The organism is Chroococcidiopsis sp. SAG 2025, assembly GCF_032860985.1.
Classification (GTDB): Bacteria; Cyanobacteriota; Cyanobacteriia; order Cyanobacteriales; family Chroococcidiopsidaceae; genus Chroococcidiopsis.
This window is the reverse complement of the sequence record NZ_JAOCNC010000001.1, coordinates 1,698,073-1,711,992: the sequence shown is the minus strand read 5'-3', so window position 1 is coordinate 1,711,992 and position 13,920 is coordinate 1,698,073. Positions and strand designations below refer to the sequence as shown.

Sequence of the window (13,920 nt, the reverse complement as noted above, 5' to 3'; positions counted from 1 at the left end):
TGCTGAGACAAGGACAAAAGCCTTTCAAGATCGCGATTTCTGCGGCTGACAATACACCACCAACAACGCAAACAAACCAATTCCAGCCAAATATTTCAAAGGTGAGGGAACAATTGGATTGGGAGAGAAAAATCCTTCAATGATTCCAGCAATGACTAACATTGGTATAATTCCCAATACTAACTGGGCGGCTTGAGCGCCATAAAATTTTAATGCATCTCCCCGTTTATATTTACCAGGAAATACAATCGCTCTAGCAATTAAAAACCCTGCCCCACCAGCAAAAAATATTGCTGGTAACTCTAAAGCACCGTGGGGAAATACAAACGCCCAAAAGGGATAAGCTAAATTATTTTGTCCGACTAAAGTTGCAACTGCTCCTATACTTAGACCGTTATAAACTAGTAAAAATGTTGTATATAATCCTGCGGTAATTCCCCCAGAGACAGCAGCGAAAGAAACAGATATATTATTCGTCATAATGTTTGTAGATGCCAGTGGCTCGACACCAACAATTGAACCCATCCACAATTGACGCTCTTCTTGGACTTTTTTAATCAAATAATCGGGTACGACTAATGATAGAAATGTCGGGTCTTGCCACGCATACCACCAAGATACAATTCCACCAAATAAAAAGAGTGCTGTAGCTAAAGCAATAGAACCAAAATTATGCCGAATTGCGGCTGGGAAACCCCAGCGATAAAAGTCTAGTACTGCTTGCCATTCCTGTCGCCGCGAACCTTGATAGATCTGGTTATAGCTACGAGTTGTTAAAGATTGTAAATTTTGAATAATAATATTACTAGCTTGTTGAGTTCGGGCGCGGGCTAAATCTGCGGCTACAGAGCGATACAAACTGGCTAATTCTTTAATTTCACCAGAGCGAAGTGTTTTTATCCCCTGTTTTTCGACTTGACTTAACAGAGTGTCTAAACGCTTCCAGTTTGGTTCTCGGCGGGCAATCCATCGTTGAACATTCATAAATTTTAAACTAGCTCGATTCTAGCTACTTTAAGATAACTGCAATAATTTGGGCAGACTATAAATATCTACCCTTACATTAGGGAAAATAATATTATGTCCCAGTTTAGTTCTTCTAGTTCGATGCAACCGCTAAGTGTCGGCAATGTCGTCACGGCAGGAATTAGAATTTATCGTTCTCACCTAAGAGCCTATTTTCTTTTAGCACTAAAAGCATATGTATGGTTACTAGTTCCTGTATACGGTTGGGCTAAACACCACACAATCAATGCTCAAGTTTCGCGATTAGCATTTGGTGAACTAGTGAGCCAACCAGAAGCAGTCAAAAGCGCATACAGTCAGATTAAACATAAATTATGGTATTTTCTATTTACACAAATTGTAGTAAATATCCTTCTTTTTGGTACTAATCTCGGTATATCGTTTATACAAGCATTGATAATTAGATTTTTAGGAGTTACACCAGGAAGAGAAACAGTGCTTATAACTCTTGTTTATCCGTTGCTATATTTAATTGGTCTCATCATTTACATTTGGGTATATTCGCGATTTTTTATTCCTGAGCTACCATTAGCAATCGAAGACAATATTGATTATGTAAAAGCAGCTAGTCGTAGTTGGAAGTTAACAAAAGGACACGTTTTGCGTCTCCAAGCTATTGTTTTACTTACAGCAATTATTACTTTGCCTCTAATCTTTCTATCTAGTATCCCTCTCATACTAGCTTTCGGTTTGCTTGTAGCTTTTTCTGCCAATGCCACAACATCTTTTAATGCCTCTGCATTCTTAGGACTACTTTTAGTAGGAGTTATTTTAGTACTATTAGCTAGCGCGTTTACAACTCCACTTTGGCAATCAATTAAAGCTGTTGTGTATTACGACTTACGCACGCGCAAAGAAGGACTAGGATTGAAATTACGCGATCGCGACATTTAATAATTTTGAGTAATAGGTAGTTACAACTACCAACCACCAACTACCAAGTATGCACTTCTTCAACCGCATTACCCATCAAACCCCCGAAAGCGTCGAACTAGAATTCACGTTAGCAGGAATTGGTAGCCGCGCCTGGGCATTGCTAATAGACTACCATATTCTAACTTTTCTTATAGTTGGATTTCTATTTATTTGGAGTTTTATTGCTTATCAAGTTGTAGAAGCCTGGAATCAAATATTTCGGAATACAGATGTTGGCTTATGGATGCTAGCGATCGCCTTTTTAGTAACATTCTTTTTATACACGGGTTATTTTGTCCTATTTGAAACTTTATGGCAAGGACAAACCCCAGGCAAACGTTTTGCTAAAATTCGCGTTGTCAGAGATGATGGTAGACTTGTCAGCATTCAACAAGCAATATTGCGATCGCTACTGCGACCTTTCGACGATATCTTGTTTCTCGGTGCATTTTTAATTATGTTCGGTCGGCGCGAGAAACGCTTAGGCGATTTAGTTGCAGGTACAATTGTGATTCAAACCGAAACTTCCCATACATCTGCAAACTTTCCTATTACCGATTCAGCCCACGATCTGATGTTGCAATTGGTGCAATCTGAAGCCGATTTTTCCCAGCTTCTACCCGATGATTTTGCCGTGATTCGCGAATATTTGCAAAGACGCAAGGCAATGTCCAAACAGGCTCAAGAGAAACTGAGTTTAGAACTTGCCAAACAAACCAAAAAAATTATTGCCCTGGAAAAATTACCTCAAGCCGTCAAGCCTGATACATTTTTGGAAGCAGTGTATCTAGCATACCAGCAGGATCGTCATTAGGGGCGCACAGCTGTGCGCCCCTACTTGTAGATCGCCCGGTTAATTTCTGAATTTGGATGACAACGTCTCTAAATAAAAATGTTAACCACCCATCCCAGGGATCAGGCTACCACTGAGACGCTTTAAGGCACGATTTGCTACATCGCCATAACTTAACTCGCCACACAAAATTTGTCCCATGCGCTGAGTCGCAGAGGGGCGCTTGACACCAACTTTATAGCCAATACCAGGAATGCGGTAAAATACACCTGCTAGTTTTTGCGCCCAAGCCATATCGCTGCCCCATTCTTCGTTGATGGTATCGGTATATTGTTCTAAGGCATTGATATCGCCTGCAAGCGCGCGATCGATCGCGGCTGCGGCTTTCACTCCGGTAAAGATTGAGGGGCGAATACCCTCAGCGGTGAATGGATCGACGACACAAGCCGCTTCCCCTGCAAGAATGGCATTTTGAGTATGTAGCTTTTGCGTTCCATCCCACAAACAGAGAGGATGACCGTATTGTCTGCAAGTCTTGACATCAATGCCAAATAGAGTGGCATATTCGCTCAAAATTTGCTTAAAGTCCTGTCCTTCTCCACCTCGAAACGTGCCAATCCCAATGGAATAGCCGTCAGCTTTGGGGAAATTCCAGATATAGCCGTTTTTAACCATACCGAATTCAAAGTGGGCGATGTTACTATCATCCACCTTGGCGGGGGCTTCTGCTTCTAAAGCACCACCCAAGCGGCGCTTGCGTTCTTTGAAGCCCAGCCACTTCGCCATTGGTCCTTTTGCGCCGTCAGCTGCAATCAGATAACGTCCTTCAAACACTTGGTTTGCAGTTTTGACGTACCAGCGATCGCCTTTAAATTCGATCCCGTTAACTTCCGTACTATCCTGCAGTTCTGCCCCTTGTTTTTGTGCCTGTTGAACTAAGAAGTGGTCGAATACGTCCCGTCGCACCATCCACATCGGTTCTGGCGTGCGTAACTCAGCCTGTACGGGGTCGTCCATTTTCCAGGTGTAGCGAATGGTATTAACTTTTACCGAAATCGCTGGAGAAAAATCAAAATCAAACCATTTGGCAACTTCAGGCGATACGCCTCCCCCACAAGGTTTATAGCGTGGTAGCGATTCTTTCTCTAGGACTAAAACCGAACGCCCCTGTTTCGCTAGATGATAGGCTGCCGATCCTCCACCCGGACCAGCACCAACGATGATGCAATCGTACATAAGACTACAGTTTAACTCCTATGGGTTTTCTCTACATCAAGGCGGATAGCCTTACAAAACTTTACCTAATTTTGCCCGCTTCCCATACAAAAACTCACATAAAAATAAAAATAAGTAGCCAGACCAGGCTGTACTGGTCTGTTCGAGGCTACACGGTTGAAATCTCTTTGTCCTTCTCTGCTAGCAACTCCTCAATGCGCTCGATATACTTATTGGTCAACTTTTGCAATCGATCTTGTAGATCTCGCGCTTCGTCCTCAGTCACTTCACTACTTTTCTCTTGCTTGCGAATCGTCTCCAGCGCATCGCGGCGAATATTACGAATGGCAACCTTACCCTCTTCAGCATACTTCGCCGCCAGTTTGATAAATTCCTTGCGGCGTTCGCTAGTCAGTGGCGGAATATTTAATCGGATCGTCGAACCGTCATTATTAGGAGTTAACCCCACATCTGACATGGAAATAGCTTTTTCAATCGAATTCAGAGTACTGCGATCGAAAGGTTGAATCGTAATTGTAGTTGCATCAGGGGTACTAATGCTAGCTAGCGATTTTAAAGATGTAGGGGAACCGTAGTATTCCACCATAACTCGGTCGAGCAGACTGGCATTAGCACGACCAGTACGGATAGTATTAAAAGATCGTTGAGTTGCCTCAACGGTTTTTTGCATTGTACTTTCAGCTTCAGCTAACTTCACAGAAACCTCCCACAAGCGTCCCTATAGATTCTCCTATCACAGCGCGGCGAATATTACCTCTCACCGTGAGGTCAAATACCAGAATAGGGATGTTGTTCTCTTTGCACAAGGCGATCGCGGTACTATCCATTACCCGTAAGTCTTGAGCCAAGACATGACCGTATGTCAAGCTTTGATAGCGTTTTGCGTTTGGATTGAGCTGCGGATCGGCATCGTAAACCCCGTCTACCTTCGTTGCTTTAAAAATTACCTCAGCATCTATCTCTGCCGCTCTCAAAGCAGCAGTCGTATCGGTAGTAAAGAAAGGATTACCCGAACCTGCACCAAAAATCACCACCCTGCCTTTTTCTAAATGGCGGATGGCGCGACGGCGAATATAAGGTTCTGCAACTTCTTGCATGGCGATCGCTGTTTGTACCCGCGTCTGTACCCCGTTACGTTCCAACGAATCTTGCAACGTCAGGGAATTCATCACGGTAGCAATCATCCCGATATAGTCAGCGGTAGCTCGATCCATACCAGATGCGGATGCTTTGACACCGCGAAAAATGTTGCCACCACCTACGACAACAGCGACTTGCACGCCGAGGGCAACAACTTCTGCGATTTCACCTGCGATTCCTTCGACTACACCTGGGTCAATCCCATAACCCAAGTTACCCATCAGAGCTTCGCCACTGAGCTTAAGCAAAACTCGTTTGTAAGGTTTCAACATACAACTGAAATTTAATTCATATTCGCCTCCCATTAAAGATAGCAGTAGAGGGCAACTCTGTCTCTAGTTTCCCCATTGCAGGGCGCAGCCAATGGTCTCTGTAGCAGCAATTGAAATGGGTTGTCCTTGTAGCAATTCCAAAATAGCTTTGCGTAAATAAGGCTATTTTACTGCTGCTGGTTCTGCGGGGCGATCGTCGATCGCCCCTTGGTAGCGAATGCAGCCTTCGGTATCGATCAAAAAAGACATTGGTGTAGTTTTTGCCCCGAAACTTTCCGTTACGTCTCTCGTCGAGTCCCAGAGATAGGGAAAATTCAGTTGATAGTAGTTGGCAAAGTTTTTCATCTGCTCGAAACGATCTTCGAGATCCTGATTAGCATTAATCCCAATTAAAGTAAAACCTCGGTCTTGCAATTCTATTTGGATTGTTTTTAATCTTTCAATATATGACTGCACGTAATCGCAATGATGACTCATAAATACAACACCCACAGCTTGAAATTTTTCTAAATAACGAGCTAGGTGGTGGACTTGAGCATCTATACCTCTTAGTTCAAAATCAGGTGCATAGCGCACTTTAGGAGGTTGAATGTTAGTTTGAATAGTCATATGTTAGGAATAGGAATATATCTTATGTTTAACTCAAAACCATTGATTATTCGTCATCGATCGCTTTTCATTAGTCATTGGCAATCGACGCGATCGATTAACCAATGACCGACGATAAATGACAAAAAATTAAGTACTTTTCCAGCCCTGAACTAACGCTTGATAACCGATTAGTTTATACGCTAGTTTCGCTGCCGTAAACTGTGAAACTACTGAGTCGGTAACTGGCGCTAATTCCATAATATCCATGCCAAGAACTTGATGTTTTTCAATAACTTTTCTCAAGAAGGAAAGTAAAGCATACCAATTCAAGCCGCCTGGTTCGGGAGTACCAACCCCTGGAATCAAAGTTGGATCGATACCGTCTAGATCGATAGTCAAAAAGACTTTTTGAGTTGGAATAGACGCGATCGCTTGTTCGATCCAATCGGGTTGGTTAGCAATTTCTCTGGCGCGGAATACAGTTAGATTTTTCGCTTTAATCAGTTCGGCTTCTTCTTTGCAAATTGCTCGAATCCCAATTTGGACGGTTGGTAAACCCATATCAACCACTCGCCGCATGATGCAAGCATGATTGTGGATCGAGCCTTCATATTCATGACGCAGATCGCCGTGAGCGTCAATTTGCACTATAGTAAAAGATTCGTCTGGATATGCTTGGCGATATGCCTCGACAACGCCTGTCGTAATGCTATGTTCGCCACCCAAAGCGATCGCAAATTTATTGTCCCGAACTAGTTTGTAAACCGTTTCCTGAGTGACTGCGAGCATTTCTATTGCTGAGACTTGGCGATCGCGAGTATCCGCAATTGAAGAGTACGTATAAATACCGACATCGCAGCCGATCTCCCAGTCGAGTTCTTCATCGTAGTATTCCACTTGCTGAGAAGCTTCTAGAATTGCATCGGGACCATTTTCACAACCACGGCGATAGGTTGTGGTTGCTTCGTAGGGAATTGGTAGGATAACGACTTTAGCAGCATCGTAACTTGCTGCAACATCAGCACCGAGAAAGGGAATGACAGAAGTATCTGTTTGAGTTAGCATAAACGGCGATCGAGGAATTGCAACATCACAATCCTGACACACTCCTGATAAAAGTAGCGATCTGAGAGAGCGACTGAAGCGTATCTGAGTTAGCTGCACTGAAGGTCGAGCTAAACTTAGCTTTAGCTAGAGCAACGCCATGCCTTACTAATGACTCATGACAAATGACACATGGCAGCTATAACTTACATGAAGTCATTTATAAAAACCGAAATATGACTGCTTTCGATTATTCTCTAGATTTTAAAACCATTGATTTTCGCCAGCATCCAGAGTTATATCGAGTGGGTAAAGGCGAACAAGGAGTTCTTTTAGTTGAACCATATAAATCAGAAATCTTACCGCACTGGCGATTCAAAACTCCCCATATTGCTAGAGAATCCAGCCAAAAAATATATGAATTATTTCTAAATTATTTAGCAGCAGATGATTTTGTTGGTGCGGATATGGCGCGAAAGTTTTTACAAATGGGCTACACGCGATCGCGTCGTTATGCAAATCATAAAAGTGGGAGAAAATATAAAACTAATCCTCAAAAAATTACTTCTCCAGACGCACAGCTTCAGGCAAGAAAAGATATTTTACCTTATGAAGTCGATCCAATCAAAGCTGAGTCTGCGGCAATTTTCAAAGAAAAGTGGGTACAAGCTAAAACAAATGAGAGGTACTTACAGTTAATGGCAAAGCATAAACAAATGTACGAAAGTTAGGATGCTTTTTTATTCAGGTGGGCAATGCCCACCCTACGTTGAAATTTTTAGATTCCAGCATGACCCAGTGCTAAGCCAGTCAGGAGCATTCCTAATACCAAAAATGGTTGAGCGCTTGCCTGATACTTGACATCATTTTTCAGGGGGTCGCGCAAGAAATACATGTCTTGAAATACGATCTGCGGAATGACTAAAAAGATGAGAATGGTCGCGTACAAGTTTTCGCCAATACTGACTAAGTATGCCGCAATTCCCATCTGAAAAATGTCGATCGCCAAAACGCAAATCCAAGCCGCTGTAGAAATACCAAACATTACTGGTAGAGACTTTAACCCTAATTGGCGATCGCCTTCTACACTCTTAAAATCATTCACCACGGCAATTCCCAAGCCTGCCATGCTGTAGATCAGCGTCAAAATTGCGATCGTCCAGTTGAGATCGCCAAACAAAGCATGACCAGTCCACCAGGGTAATGCAATATAGCTAGCTCCCAAAGCATAATTACCTAACCAACCATTCTGCTTCAGTTTTAGCGGTGGAGCTGAATAGATATACGCTAGGAAAGAACCACCAATTGCCAGTGCTGTAATTGTGAGAAACTGATGTCCTGCCCATAGATCTAAAGCAAAAGCAACTCCCAGACCAGCCACCAGCAGCACGAGAATTTGGCTCACGACTTGGGGAACGGAAATTGCCCCAGAGGGAATCGGACGATAGGGTTCGTTGATTGCGTCGATTTCGCGATCGTAGAAATCATTTAGGGTTTGGGTATAACCCGTCAACAGCGGTCCCGCTAGTAACATAGCAGCAGCGGCAATTAAGACATGTTCCAGCGTCCATGTATATTTTCCTGAAGAAGCCGCCCCACAAATGACACCCCACATCAAGGGAATCCAGGTAATCGGCTTCATCAATTGCAGGCGAATTTTCCAAATTGAACTTTCGCCAGGACTTGCACCTTTCATGCCTAGCAGTTGCCTGGTTCTGCCACTGCGATCGCTTTGTAAACTAGCAACAGGATTGGTAGCAGACCCAATTTGCTCAGCAGCCTGCTCTGAATTACTATTTGGAAACGCAGAAGAGGGAGTTGGATCTGACATAACACTAGGGAGTAGGGAATTGTGGTAATAAGGGCGCACAGCCGTGCGCCCTTATTACTCATAATTACAAAGATACGATCAAATAGCCCTGCTGGAATTTTGCACCAGTTACAGTTTTGCCGCTCAAACCTGGGGGAAGGATAATATTGCGACGATGATCGCCTGCTTCTATGGTAATTTCACCGCCCGATTGAGTCAGCTTGACTTGCTTTTTATCAAATCCTGGCAAAAAGACGCGAACTTGACGCGCTGCTACGTCAATTTCTAGGGGTTTGGGAGCTGGTGCGGGTTGGGTAAAATCTGGTAGAGCCTCCATGAGGGGTTGCCACTCGCCAGGAGTCGCAGTCGGAATGCTACTGACTGGCAAAGGCGAAAACTCAGATTTGAGGGCTTCTGTCGCAGTTGTTTGATTGGCGATCGCACCTGCTATGGTTAAACCAATCAGCTGAGAACTCCCCCATAAATAACGTGCCGTTGCTATACTTGCCGGATTGTCATTCACGACTAAATAAGCAGCAAGGCGTTTGGGATCGGCAAGGGCAGCTTTTCCCTGCTCTAGGATGTTCGTAACTTTACTCGTCGGTTGGGAGAAGTTATCACCACTCCAACTGACATTAAAGATACTGGCTAGGAGGGGCTGGAGAAACGGCGATACCGTCCTCCCCAAGTCGGAATCTGTCAACAACTTCCCAAAGCGACGCGCATACCAACTGAGACTTTCTGGCATCCCTAATACCCGCAGCATCGACGAGTCGCCGCTACCGTCGAAAACGATCGCGTCATACTTGCCACTAGCATCGTACTCTCGCAAAGCGTTAAGTACCAAGGCTTTATCCATTCCTGGTAGCACGACCAATTCTTGTCCGTAGACATCCTTAATTATGGGCGTGCGAAGATATTGCGCCTCTAGCTTTTTCACCTCATCCCAGTTGCGTTCCAACAAAGTCGAAGTTTTTAACTGGACGACTTGAAGATTTGTCGCCACTTCTTGGGGTTCAGTCGCTAGGGACGTATCTAATAACAGCCCTAATCCTGGTTGATTGTCATCCGTTGCCAATAGAACGCGCTGTCCTTGGCTGGCTAGACGCTTGGCAGTTGCGATCGCGATCGTCGTGCGTCCAGTCCCACCCTTGCCCAAAAATGTCAAAATGAGGGGCATTGTTTGCTTTCCTGATGAGTGCAAATAATTTATGTTTGGTCAAGTTTCCCTCACGAAAACCCTTCCAGACATCTTCCCAGTCACGTAGGTTTAATTTCGTCTTCAAAAAACCAAGTGCTAAAGTTGTCATCAAACTGCACTACAACACCAACGCCGCTACCGTCAGTCATTTTAAAACCCTTGACTGTACCGACTTGTCCGAGTCGCTTGACAACGGGGGGAGATACTCTGTCTCTCAGGCGATATACTTTAACTTTCTGTCCGATTTCCATTCCAGTACTGCAATTCGTCACGAACCATGAATCAGTGTAGCTGAAATTCGGCGCTTTCTGGGACATGGGGGAGTAGGGAGTAGGGAGTAGGGAGTAGGGAGCAGGGAAGGACAAGGGAGACAAGGGAGACAAGGGAGACAAGGGAGACAAGGGAGACAAGGGAGACAAGGGAGACAAGGGAGCAACTACCCATTACCCATTACCCATTACCAATTCCCCACACCCTTTCTTCACTGCTCCCTGCACCGAAGCGCTCCCTGCCCCCTGACAACTGACTTGACTTTAAAACGGCGGTGTGAAAGAGTATCTTGTAACTTTTTGTGGGAAACTAATTCATGCTTCATTTGGTCTTATTCGTTAGTCATCGAAACGATCGCAGCGAAGGCAACTTTTGCTTTGAGCGTAACTAACGCAATCTAAAGGCTGAATGTTGTTGTCAAGCAGATTTTTTATAGTACTGTTCTTAAAACTCCTATAGCTTGGGTTTAATGCTAACTCCACTGCTCGGTTTGATTCTAGGAATAGCTATCTTACTAGAGGCGACTTTAGCCTACAGGGGAGGTTATTTGCTCCTTCTCCCGCCAATTGCTAGCAGGAAAAAAAGCCATGTTTTGCTGGCAAGCGGCAAAATTGCGATCGCAATCGCTCTCGCGATCGGCATGTTAGGCTACTTCGATCTAATTAATGCGCCTCTATTACGCCAGATTAGGATTGCCCTTATCGTAGTAGGACTCCTACCGATCGCTACGGGCTTGTTACAAGGGGGCATTCATCGACGTTCGGTAAAAGAAGTTATTCATCTAGTTAAAAATCTAGTTAAAGAGCTGAAGCGATCGCTGTTAGTTAAGCCTCAACTATGGACAAAACTCTACCTCCTGAGAACTCTAGTACAGCGCGATCTAGAAGCACGGTATAAAGGATCGATTCTAGGGAATATATGGCCCTTGTTAAACCAACTGTCACAATTACTAATTTACACTTATGTATTTTCAATTGTGATGAAGGTCAGACTTAACTTAAAAGGACTACCAGAAAATAATAGCTTGACATTTGGTTTGTGGCTGTTTGCTGGATTGTTGCCTTGGATAGCTTTTACTAACGGATTATTACAGTCTTCAAACTCAGTTGTAAACAATACTAATCTAGTTAAGAAAGTTGTTTTTCCTTTGTCTCTCTTGCCTTTAGTACCGGTGCTATCTGCATTTGTTGAAAGCACGTTTGGTTTAATGGCATTGATTTTTCTAGTAGCAGTAACCACAAAAACGATCCACATCACGCTTTTGCTGCTACCTCTACTCTGGCTGACTCAAATACTATTTACATCAGGACTGGCATATATCGCCGCAGGACTCACAGTATTTTTGCGAGACATTCCTCAAACCCTAGCAGTTATTTTAAATATCTGGTTGTATTTAGCACCAATTGTTTATCCCGAATCTCTCATTCCACCTCAAATTAGGGATTGGGTATTCTGGTTAAATCCAATGGCAACGATCGCGGAAACTTATCGAGGCTTGGTGTTAGTGGGAGAAGTAAAGCATTGGGGAGAGTGGGCAATTGCTGGCATAGTTTCTATAGTTGTGTTCGCAGGTGGCTTTTGGGTATACAAGAAGTTACGTCCAGCTTTTGCCGATGTCCTCTAGTTTTGCCTAGCAGCGTGTGATGAGTGAGATTGCAATTTCCGTAAAACAGGTCTCGAAGTGCTACAGGTGTTACAATCGCCCGATAGATCGACTTAAAGAGATTTTATTACCTGGCAAGAGCCGCGCCCAGGAATTCTGGGCGTTGAAAGATATCAGCCTAGAGGTAACAAAGGGGGAAACCGTAGGAATTATCGGTCAAAATGGGTCTGGTAAAAGTACGTTATTGCAAGTTATTGCTGGAACGCTAACACCTACAACAGGTGAAGTATATGTTAGCGGTCGAGTTTCAGCTTTACTTGAGTTAGGGAGTGGGTTTAATCCAGAGTTTACCGGACGGCAAAATGTCTTTTTCAACGGACAGATCTTAGGTTTAAGTAGAACAGAAATAGAAGCTAAGTTTGATGAGATTGTCTCTTTTGCAGAGATTGGCGAGTTTATGGAACAACCCGTCAAAACCTATTCTAGTGGCATGTTTGTCCGCTTAGCTTTTGCTGTCGCGATTAATGTCAATCCCGAAATTTTAATTGTGGATGAAGCACTAGCTGTAGGAGACGGCGTGTTCGTACATCGGTGTATGGCAAAAATTCGGGAATTTCAAGATAGTGGTGGGACGATTTTATATGTATCTCACGATGTGGGGGCAGTCTCGCGCCTTTGCACAAAAGCGCTTTGGATGAATCAAGGGATTGTTGTCGATGGCGGCAAACCAGCGGAAGTTTGCAAGCACTACCAGGCTTGGGTACATGAAGAAGTGAACAAGCGTACTGCTTCACACCTCCACGATCGCCCAGATGTTCCCCATAGTATAGCTATAAACAACCAGAATGAAGAAAATATTGATATTCAGAAAATAACCATTAAAGAAATCAATCCTTTTACGAATAAAAAATTTTTATCGTTTGCTAATTATGAAAGATTTGGTACAGGACGAGCAGAAATAGAAGAGGTTTGTTTATTAGGAGCAAACGATCGCCCAATCAAATTAGTTTATCCAGGTGACATTGTTAAAGTCAGAATTACCACATTTAGACACGATATCGTCAGAAAACCAAACGTTGGCATTGCTCTATTAGATCGACTGCGAACCGTGCTTTCAGGCTGGAGTACCGAACTTTTAGATAAAGAATTTGCCGATTACTGGTTGTCAAAATCGGAAATTGGTAAAGCGACAGTCGAGTTCGAGTTTATTTGGCCCCACCTCGCCGGAGGTAGCTATGCCTTTGATATTGCCTTTGGCGACGGTCCTCACGAAAATTTAGAGATGCTTGACTGGATTCAAAATGCGACGACCATCCAAGCAGCAGTCAATGATTTCGTCGATGGTGTATTTCAAGTAGCAGGTAGACAAATCAGACTATGTGAGGAACTCGCATGTACGGGACAATCGATAAATTTTTAAATTATTTTTTAAATCGTAAATTTTTAAAATCTAGATTAGAAAATTGGATGAAAGTGTGGGTCGATAATTATTTAAATCAAAAACTATCTCAAGGTTATTGGCAAGCACAAATTGATAGTTATTTAAACCAAAAACTAGCTCAAGATGATTTAGAAAAACGCATCGAGCAAGTGCAATTAAATCGTTACTTAGTTTATGGCGATCCCCAAAGACTTAAACTATCAGCATCGTGCGTGGTCAATAATGCTCTATTTAACTTATCTTCTGGCACTATATGCATAGGAGAAGATGTTTTTTTCGGTCATAACGTGAGCTTGATTACTGGAACCCACGACTACAACAAGTTCGGTAAAGCCAGAATGTATGATTTTCCAACTGAAGGAAATGATATTGCGATCGAGGAGGGAGTGTGGATAGCTAGTAATGTTACAGTTATTGGTCCTTGCAAAATCGGCAAGCATTCTGTAGTCGCAGCAGGTGCAGTTGTCAAAGGCGATGTTCCCAGCTATCAAATTGTGGCAGGGGTTCCGGCAAAAATAGTCAAAGCAATCATGCCTACGGATTAGTTGTTGCATCGAAAAAAATTAAGCTAGAAATAG

General features: G+C 43.4%; 15 protein-coding genes. 6 read left to right on the top strand and 9 right to left on the bottom strand.

What is annotated here, in order from left to right:
• Nucleotides 1-24 precede the first annotated feature (24 nt).
• Complete coding sequence (locus N4J56_RS08230) at nt 25-984, bottom strand: stage II sporulation protein M (RefSeq protein WP_317106016.1); 960 nt, start codon at nt 982-984, stop codon at nt 25-27.
• A gap of 123 nt (nt 985-1,107) precedes the next feature.
• Between N4J56_RS08230 and N4J56_RS08225 the strand changes: the two genes are divergently transcribed.
• Nucleotides 1,108-1,920: a DUF975 domain-containing protein gene (locus N4J56_RS08225; protein ID WP_317106015.1), complete on the top strand. Its 813-nt coding sequence runs from the start codon at nt 1,108-1,110 to the stop codon at nt 1,918-1,920.
• 49 nt (nt 1,921-1,969) lie between these two features.
• The gene (locus N4J56_RS08220) at nt 1,970-2,755 is read left to right on the top strand and encodes an RDD family protein (RefSeq protein ID WP_317106014.1); all 786 of its coding nucleotides are present in this window, start codon (nt 1,970-1,972) and stop codon (nt 2,753-2,755) included.
• A gap of 81 nt (nt 2,756-2,836) precedes the next feature.
• Here the strand turns inward: N4J56_RS08220 and N4J56_RS08215 are convergent, their stop codons facing one another.
• The 5 genes from N4J56_RS08215 to speB all read right to left on the bottom strand — a co-directional run bounded on the left by N4J56_RS08215 (nt 2,837) and on the right by speB (nt 7,038).
• Entirely contained in the window at nt 2,837-3,970 is a 1,134-nt protein-coding gene (locus N4J56_RS08215) for a geranylgeranyl reductase family protein (protein WP_317106013.1), read from the bottom strand.
• Between the two features lie 148 nt (nt 3,971-4,118).
• Nucleotides 4,119-4,667 carry a ribosome recycling factor gene (frr, locus tag N4J56_RS08210; RefSeq protein WP_317106012.1) on the bottom strand — a complete coding sequence of 183 codons (549 nt, stop codon included), beginning with the start codon at nt 4,665-4,667 and terminating at the stop codon, nt 4,119-4,121.
• Entirely contained in the window at nt 4,654-5,382 is a 729-nt protein-coding gene (gene pyrH / locus N4J56_RS08205) for a UMP kinase (protein WP_041463533.1), read from the bottom strand. Before pyrH ends, frr begins: the two co-directional genes overlap by 14 nt.
• Before the next feature lie 162 nt (nt 5,383-5,544).
• On the bottom strand, nt 5,545-5,991 hold the full coding sequence (locus tag N4J56_RS08200) for a redoxin domain-containing protein (RefSeq protein WP_317106011.1): 447 nt from the start codon (nt 5,989-5,991) through the stop codon (nt 5,545-5,547).
• A 129-nt stretch (nt 5,992-6,120) separates the two neighbouring features.
• Nucleotides 6,121-7,038 (bottom strand): agmatinase, encoded by a 918-nt coding sequence (speB, locus tag N4J56_RS08195; protein WP_410500455.1) that lies wholly within the window; start codon nt 7,036-7,038, stop codon nt 6,121-6,123.
• A gap of 164 nt (nt 7,039-7,202) precedes the next feature.
• On the opposite strand from speB, the gene N4J56_RS08190 reads away from it, so the two are divergent.
• Nucleotides 7,203-7,748, top strand: a complete 546-nt coding sequence (locus N4J56_RS08190) for a DUF4385 domain-containing protein (RefSeq protein ID WP_317106009.1) — start codon at nt 7,203-7,205, stop codon at nt 7,746-7,748.
• 47 nt (nt 7,749-7,795) lie between these two features.
• Here the strand turns inward: N4J56_RS08190 and chlG are convergent, their stop codons facing one another.
• From chlG to N4J56_RS08175, 3 genes are all read right to left on the bottom strand, one after another.
• Entirely contained in the window at nt 7,796-8,848 is a 1,053-nt protein-coding gene (chlG, locus tag N4J56_RS08185) for a chlorophyll synthase ChlG (protein ID WP_317106008.1), read from the bottom strand.
• 64 nt (nt 8,849-8,912) lie between these two features.
• On the bottom strand, nt 8,913-10,007 hold the full coding sequence (locus N4J56_RS08180) for an ArsA family ATPase (protein ID WP_317106007.1): 1,095 nt from the start codon (nt 10,005-10,007) through the stop codon (nt 8,913-8,915).
• Between the two features lie 80 nt (nt 10,008-10,087).
• Nucleotides 10,088-10,279: a DUF2862 domain-containing protein gene (locus N4J56_RS08175; protein ID WP_039715225.1), complete on the bottom strand. Its 192-nt coding sequence runs from the start codon at nt 10,277-10,279 to the stop codon at nt 10,088-10,090.
• A gap of 794 nt (nt 10,280-11,073) precedes the next feature.
• Between N4J56_RS08175 and N4J56_RS08170 the strand changes: the two genes are divergently transcribed.
• The 3 genes from N4J56_RS08170 to N4J56_RS08160 are packed head-to-tail and all read left to right on the top strand — an operon-like array spanning nt 11,074 to nt 13,887.
• The gene (locus N4J56_RS08170) at nt 11,074-11,922 is read left to right on the top strand and encodes an ABC transporter permease (RefSeq protein WP_410500454.1); all 849 of its coding nucleotides are present in this window, start codon (nt 11,074-11,076) and stop codon (nt 11,920-11,922) included.
• A gap of 19 nt (nt 11,923-11,941) precedes the next feature.
• Nucleotides 11,942-13,321, top strand: a complete 1,380-nt coding sequence (locus N4J56_RS08165; protein WP_317106004.1) for an ABC transporter ATP-binding protein — start codon at nt 11,942-11,944, stop codon at nt 13,319-13,321.
• Nucleotides 13,322-13,368: 47 nt separating this feature from the next.
• Nucleotides 13,369-13,887: an acyltransferase gene (locus N4J56_RS08160; protein ID WP_317106003.1), complete on the top strand. Its 519-nt coding sequence runs from the start codon at nt 13,369-13,371 to the stop codon at nt 13,885-13,887.
• Nucleotides 13,888-13,920 lie beyond the last annotated feature (33 nt).

Coding starts and splice junctions, on each gene's coding strand:
- chlG (WP_317106008.1), bottom strand. CDS start 8,848: ATGTCAGATCCAACTCCCTCTTCTGCGTTTCCAAATAGTAATTCAGAG.
- N4J56_RS08175 (WP_039715225.1), bottom strand. CDS start 10,279: ATGGAAATCGGACAGAAAGTTAAAGTATATCGCCTGAGAGACAGAGTA.
- N4J56_RS08160 (WP_317106003.1), top strand. CDS start 13,369: ATGAAAGTGTGGGTCGATAATTATTTAAATCAAAAACTATCTCAAGGT.
- N4J56_RS08165 (WP_317106004.1), top strand. CDS start 11,942: ATGAGTGAGATTGCAATTTCCGTAAAACAGGTCTCGAAGTGCTACAGG.
- speB (WP_410500455.1), bottom strand. CDS start 7,038: ATGCTAACTCAAACAGATACTTCTGTCATTCCCTTTCTCGGTGCTGAT.
- N4J56_RS08180 (WP_317106007.1), bottom strand. CDS start 10,007: ATGCCCCTCATTTTGACATTTTTGGGCAAGGGTGGGACTGGACGCACG.
- pyrH (WP_041463533.1), bottom strand. CDS start 5,382: ATGTTGAAACCTTACAAACGAGTTTTGCTTAAGCTCAGTGGCGAAGCT.
- N4J56_RS08215 (WP_317106013.1), bottom strand. CDS start 3,970: ATGTACGATTGCATCATCGTTGGTGCTGGTCCGGGTGGAGGATCGGCA.
- N4J56_RS08200 (WP_317106011.1), bottom strand. CDS start 5,991: ATGACTATTCAAACTAACATTCAACCTCCTAAAGTGCGCTATGCACCT.
- N4J56_RS08225 (WP_317106015.1), top strand. CDS start 1,108: ATGCAACCGCTAAGTGTCGGCAATGTCGTCACGGCAGGAATTAGAATT.
- N4J56_RS08220 (WP_317106014.1), top strand. CDS start 1,970: ATGCACTTCTTCAACCGCATTACCCATCAAACCCCCGAAAGCGTCGAA.
- N4J56_RS08190 (WP_317106009.1), top strand. CDS start 7,203: ATGACACATGGCAGCTATAACTTACATGAAGTCATTTATAAAAACCGA.
- N4J56_RS08230 (WP_317106016.1), bottom strand. CDS start 984: ATGAATGTTCAACGATGGATTGCCCGCCGAGAACCAAACTGGAAGCGT.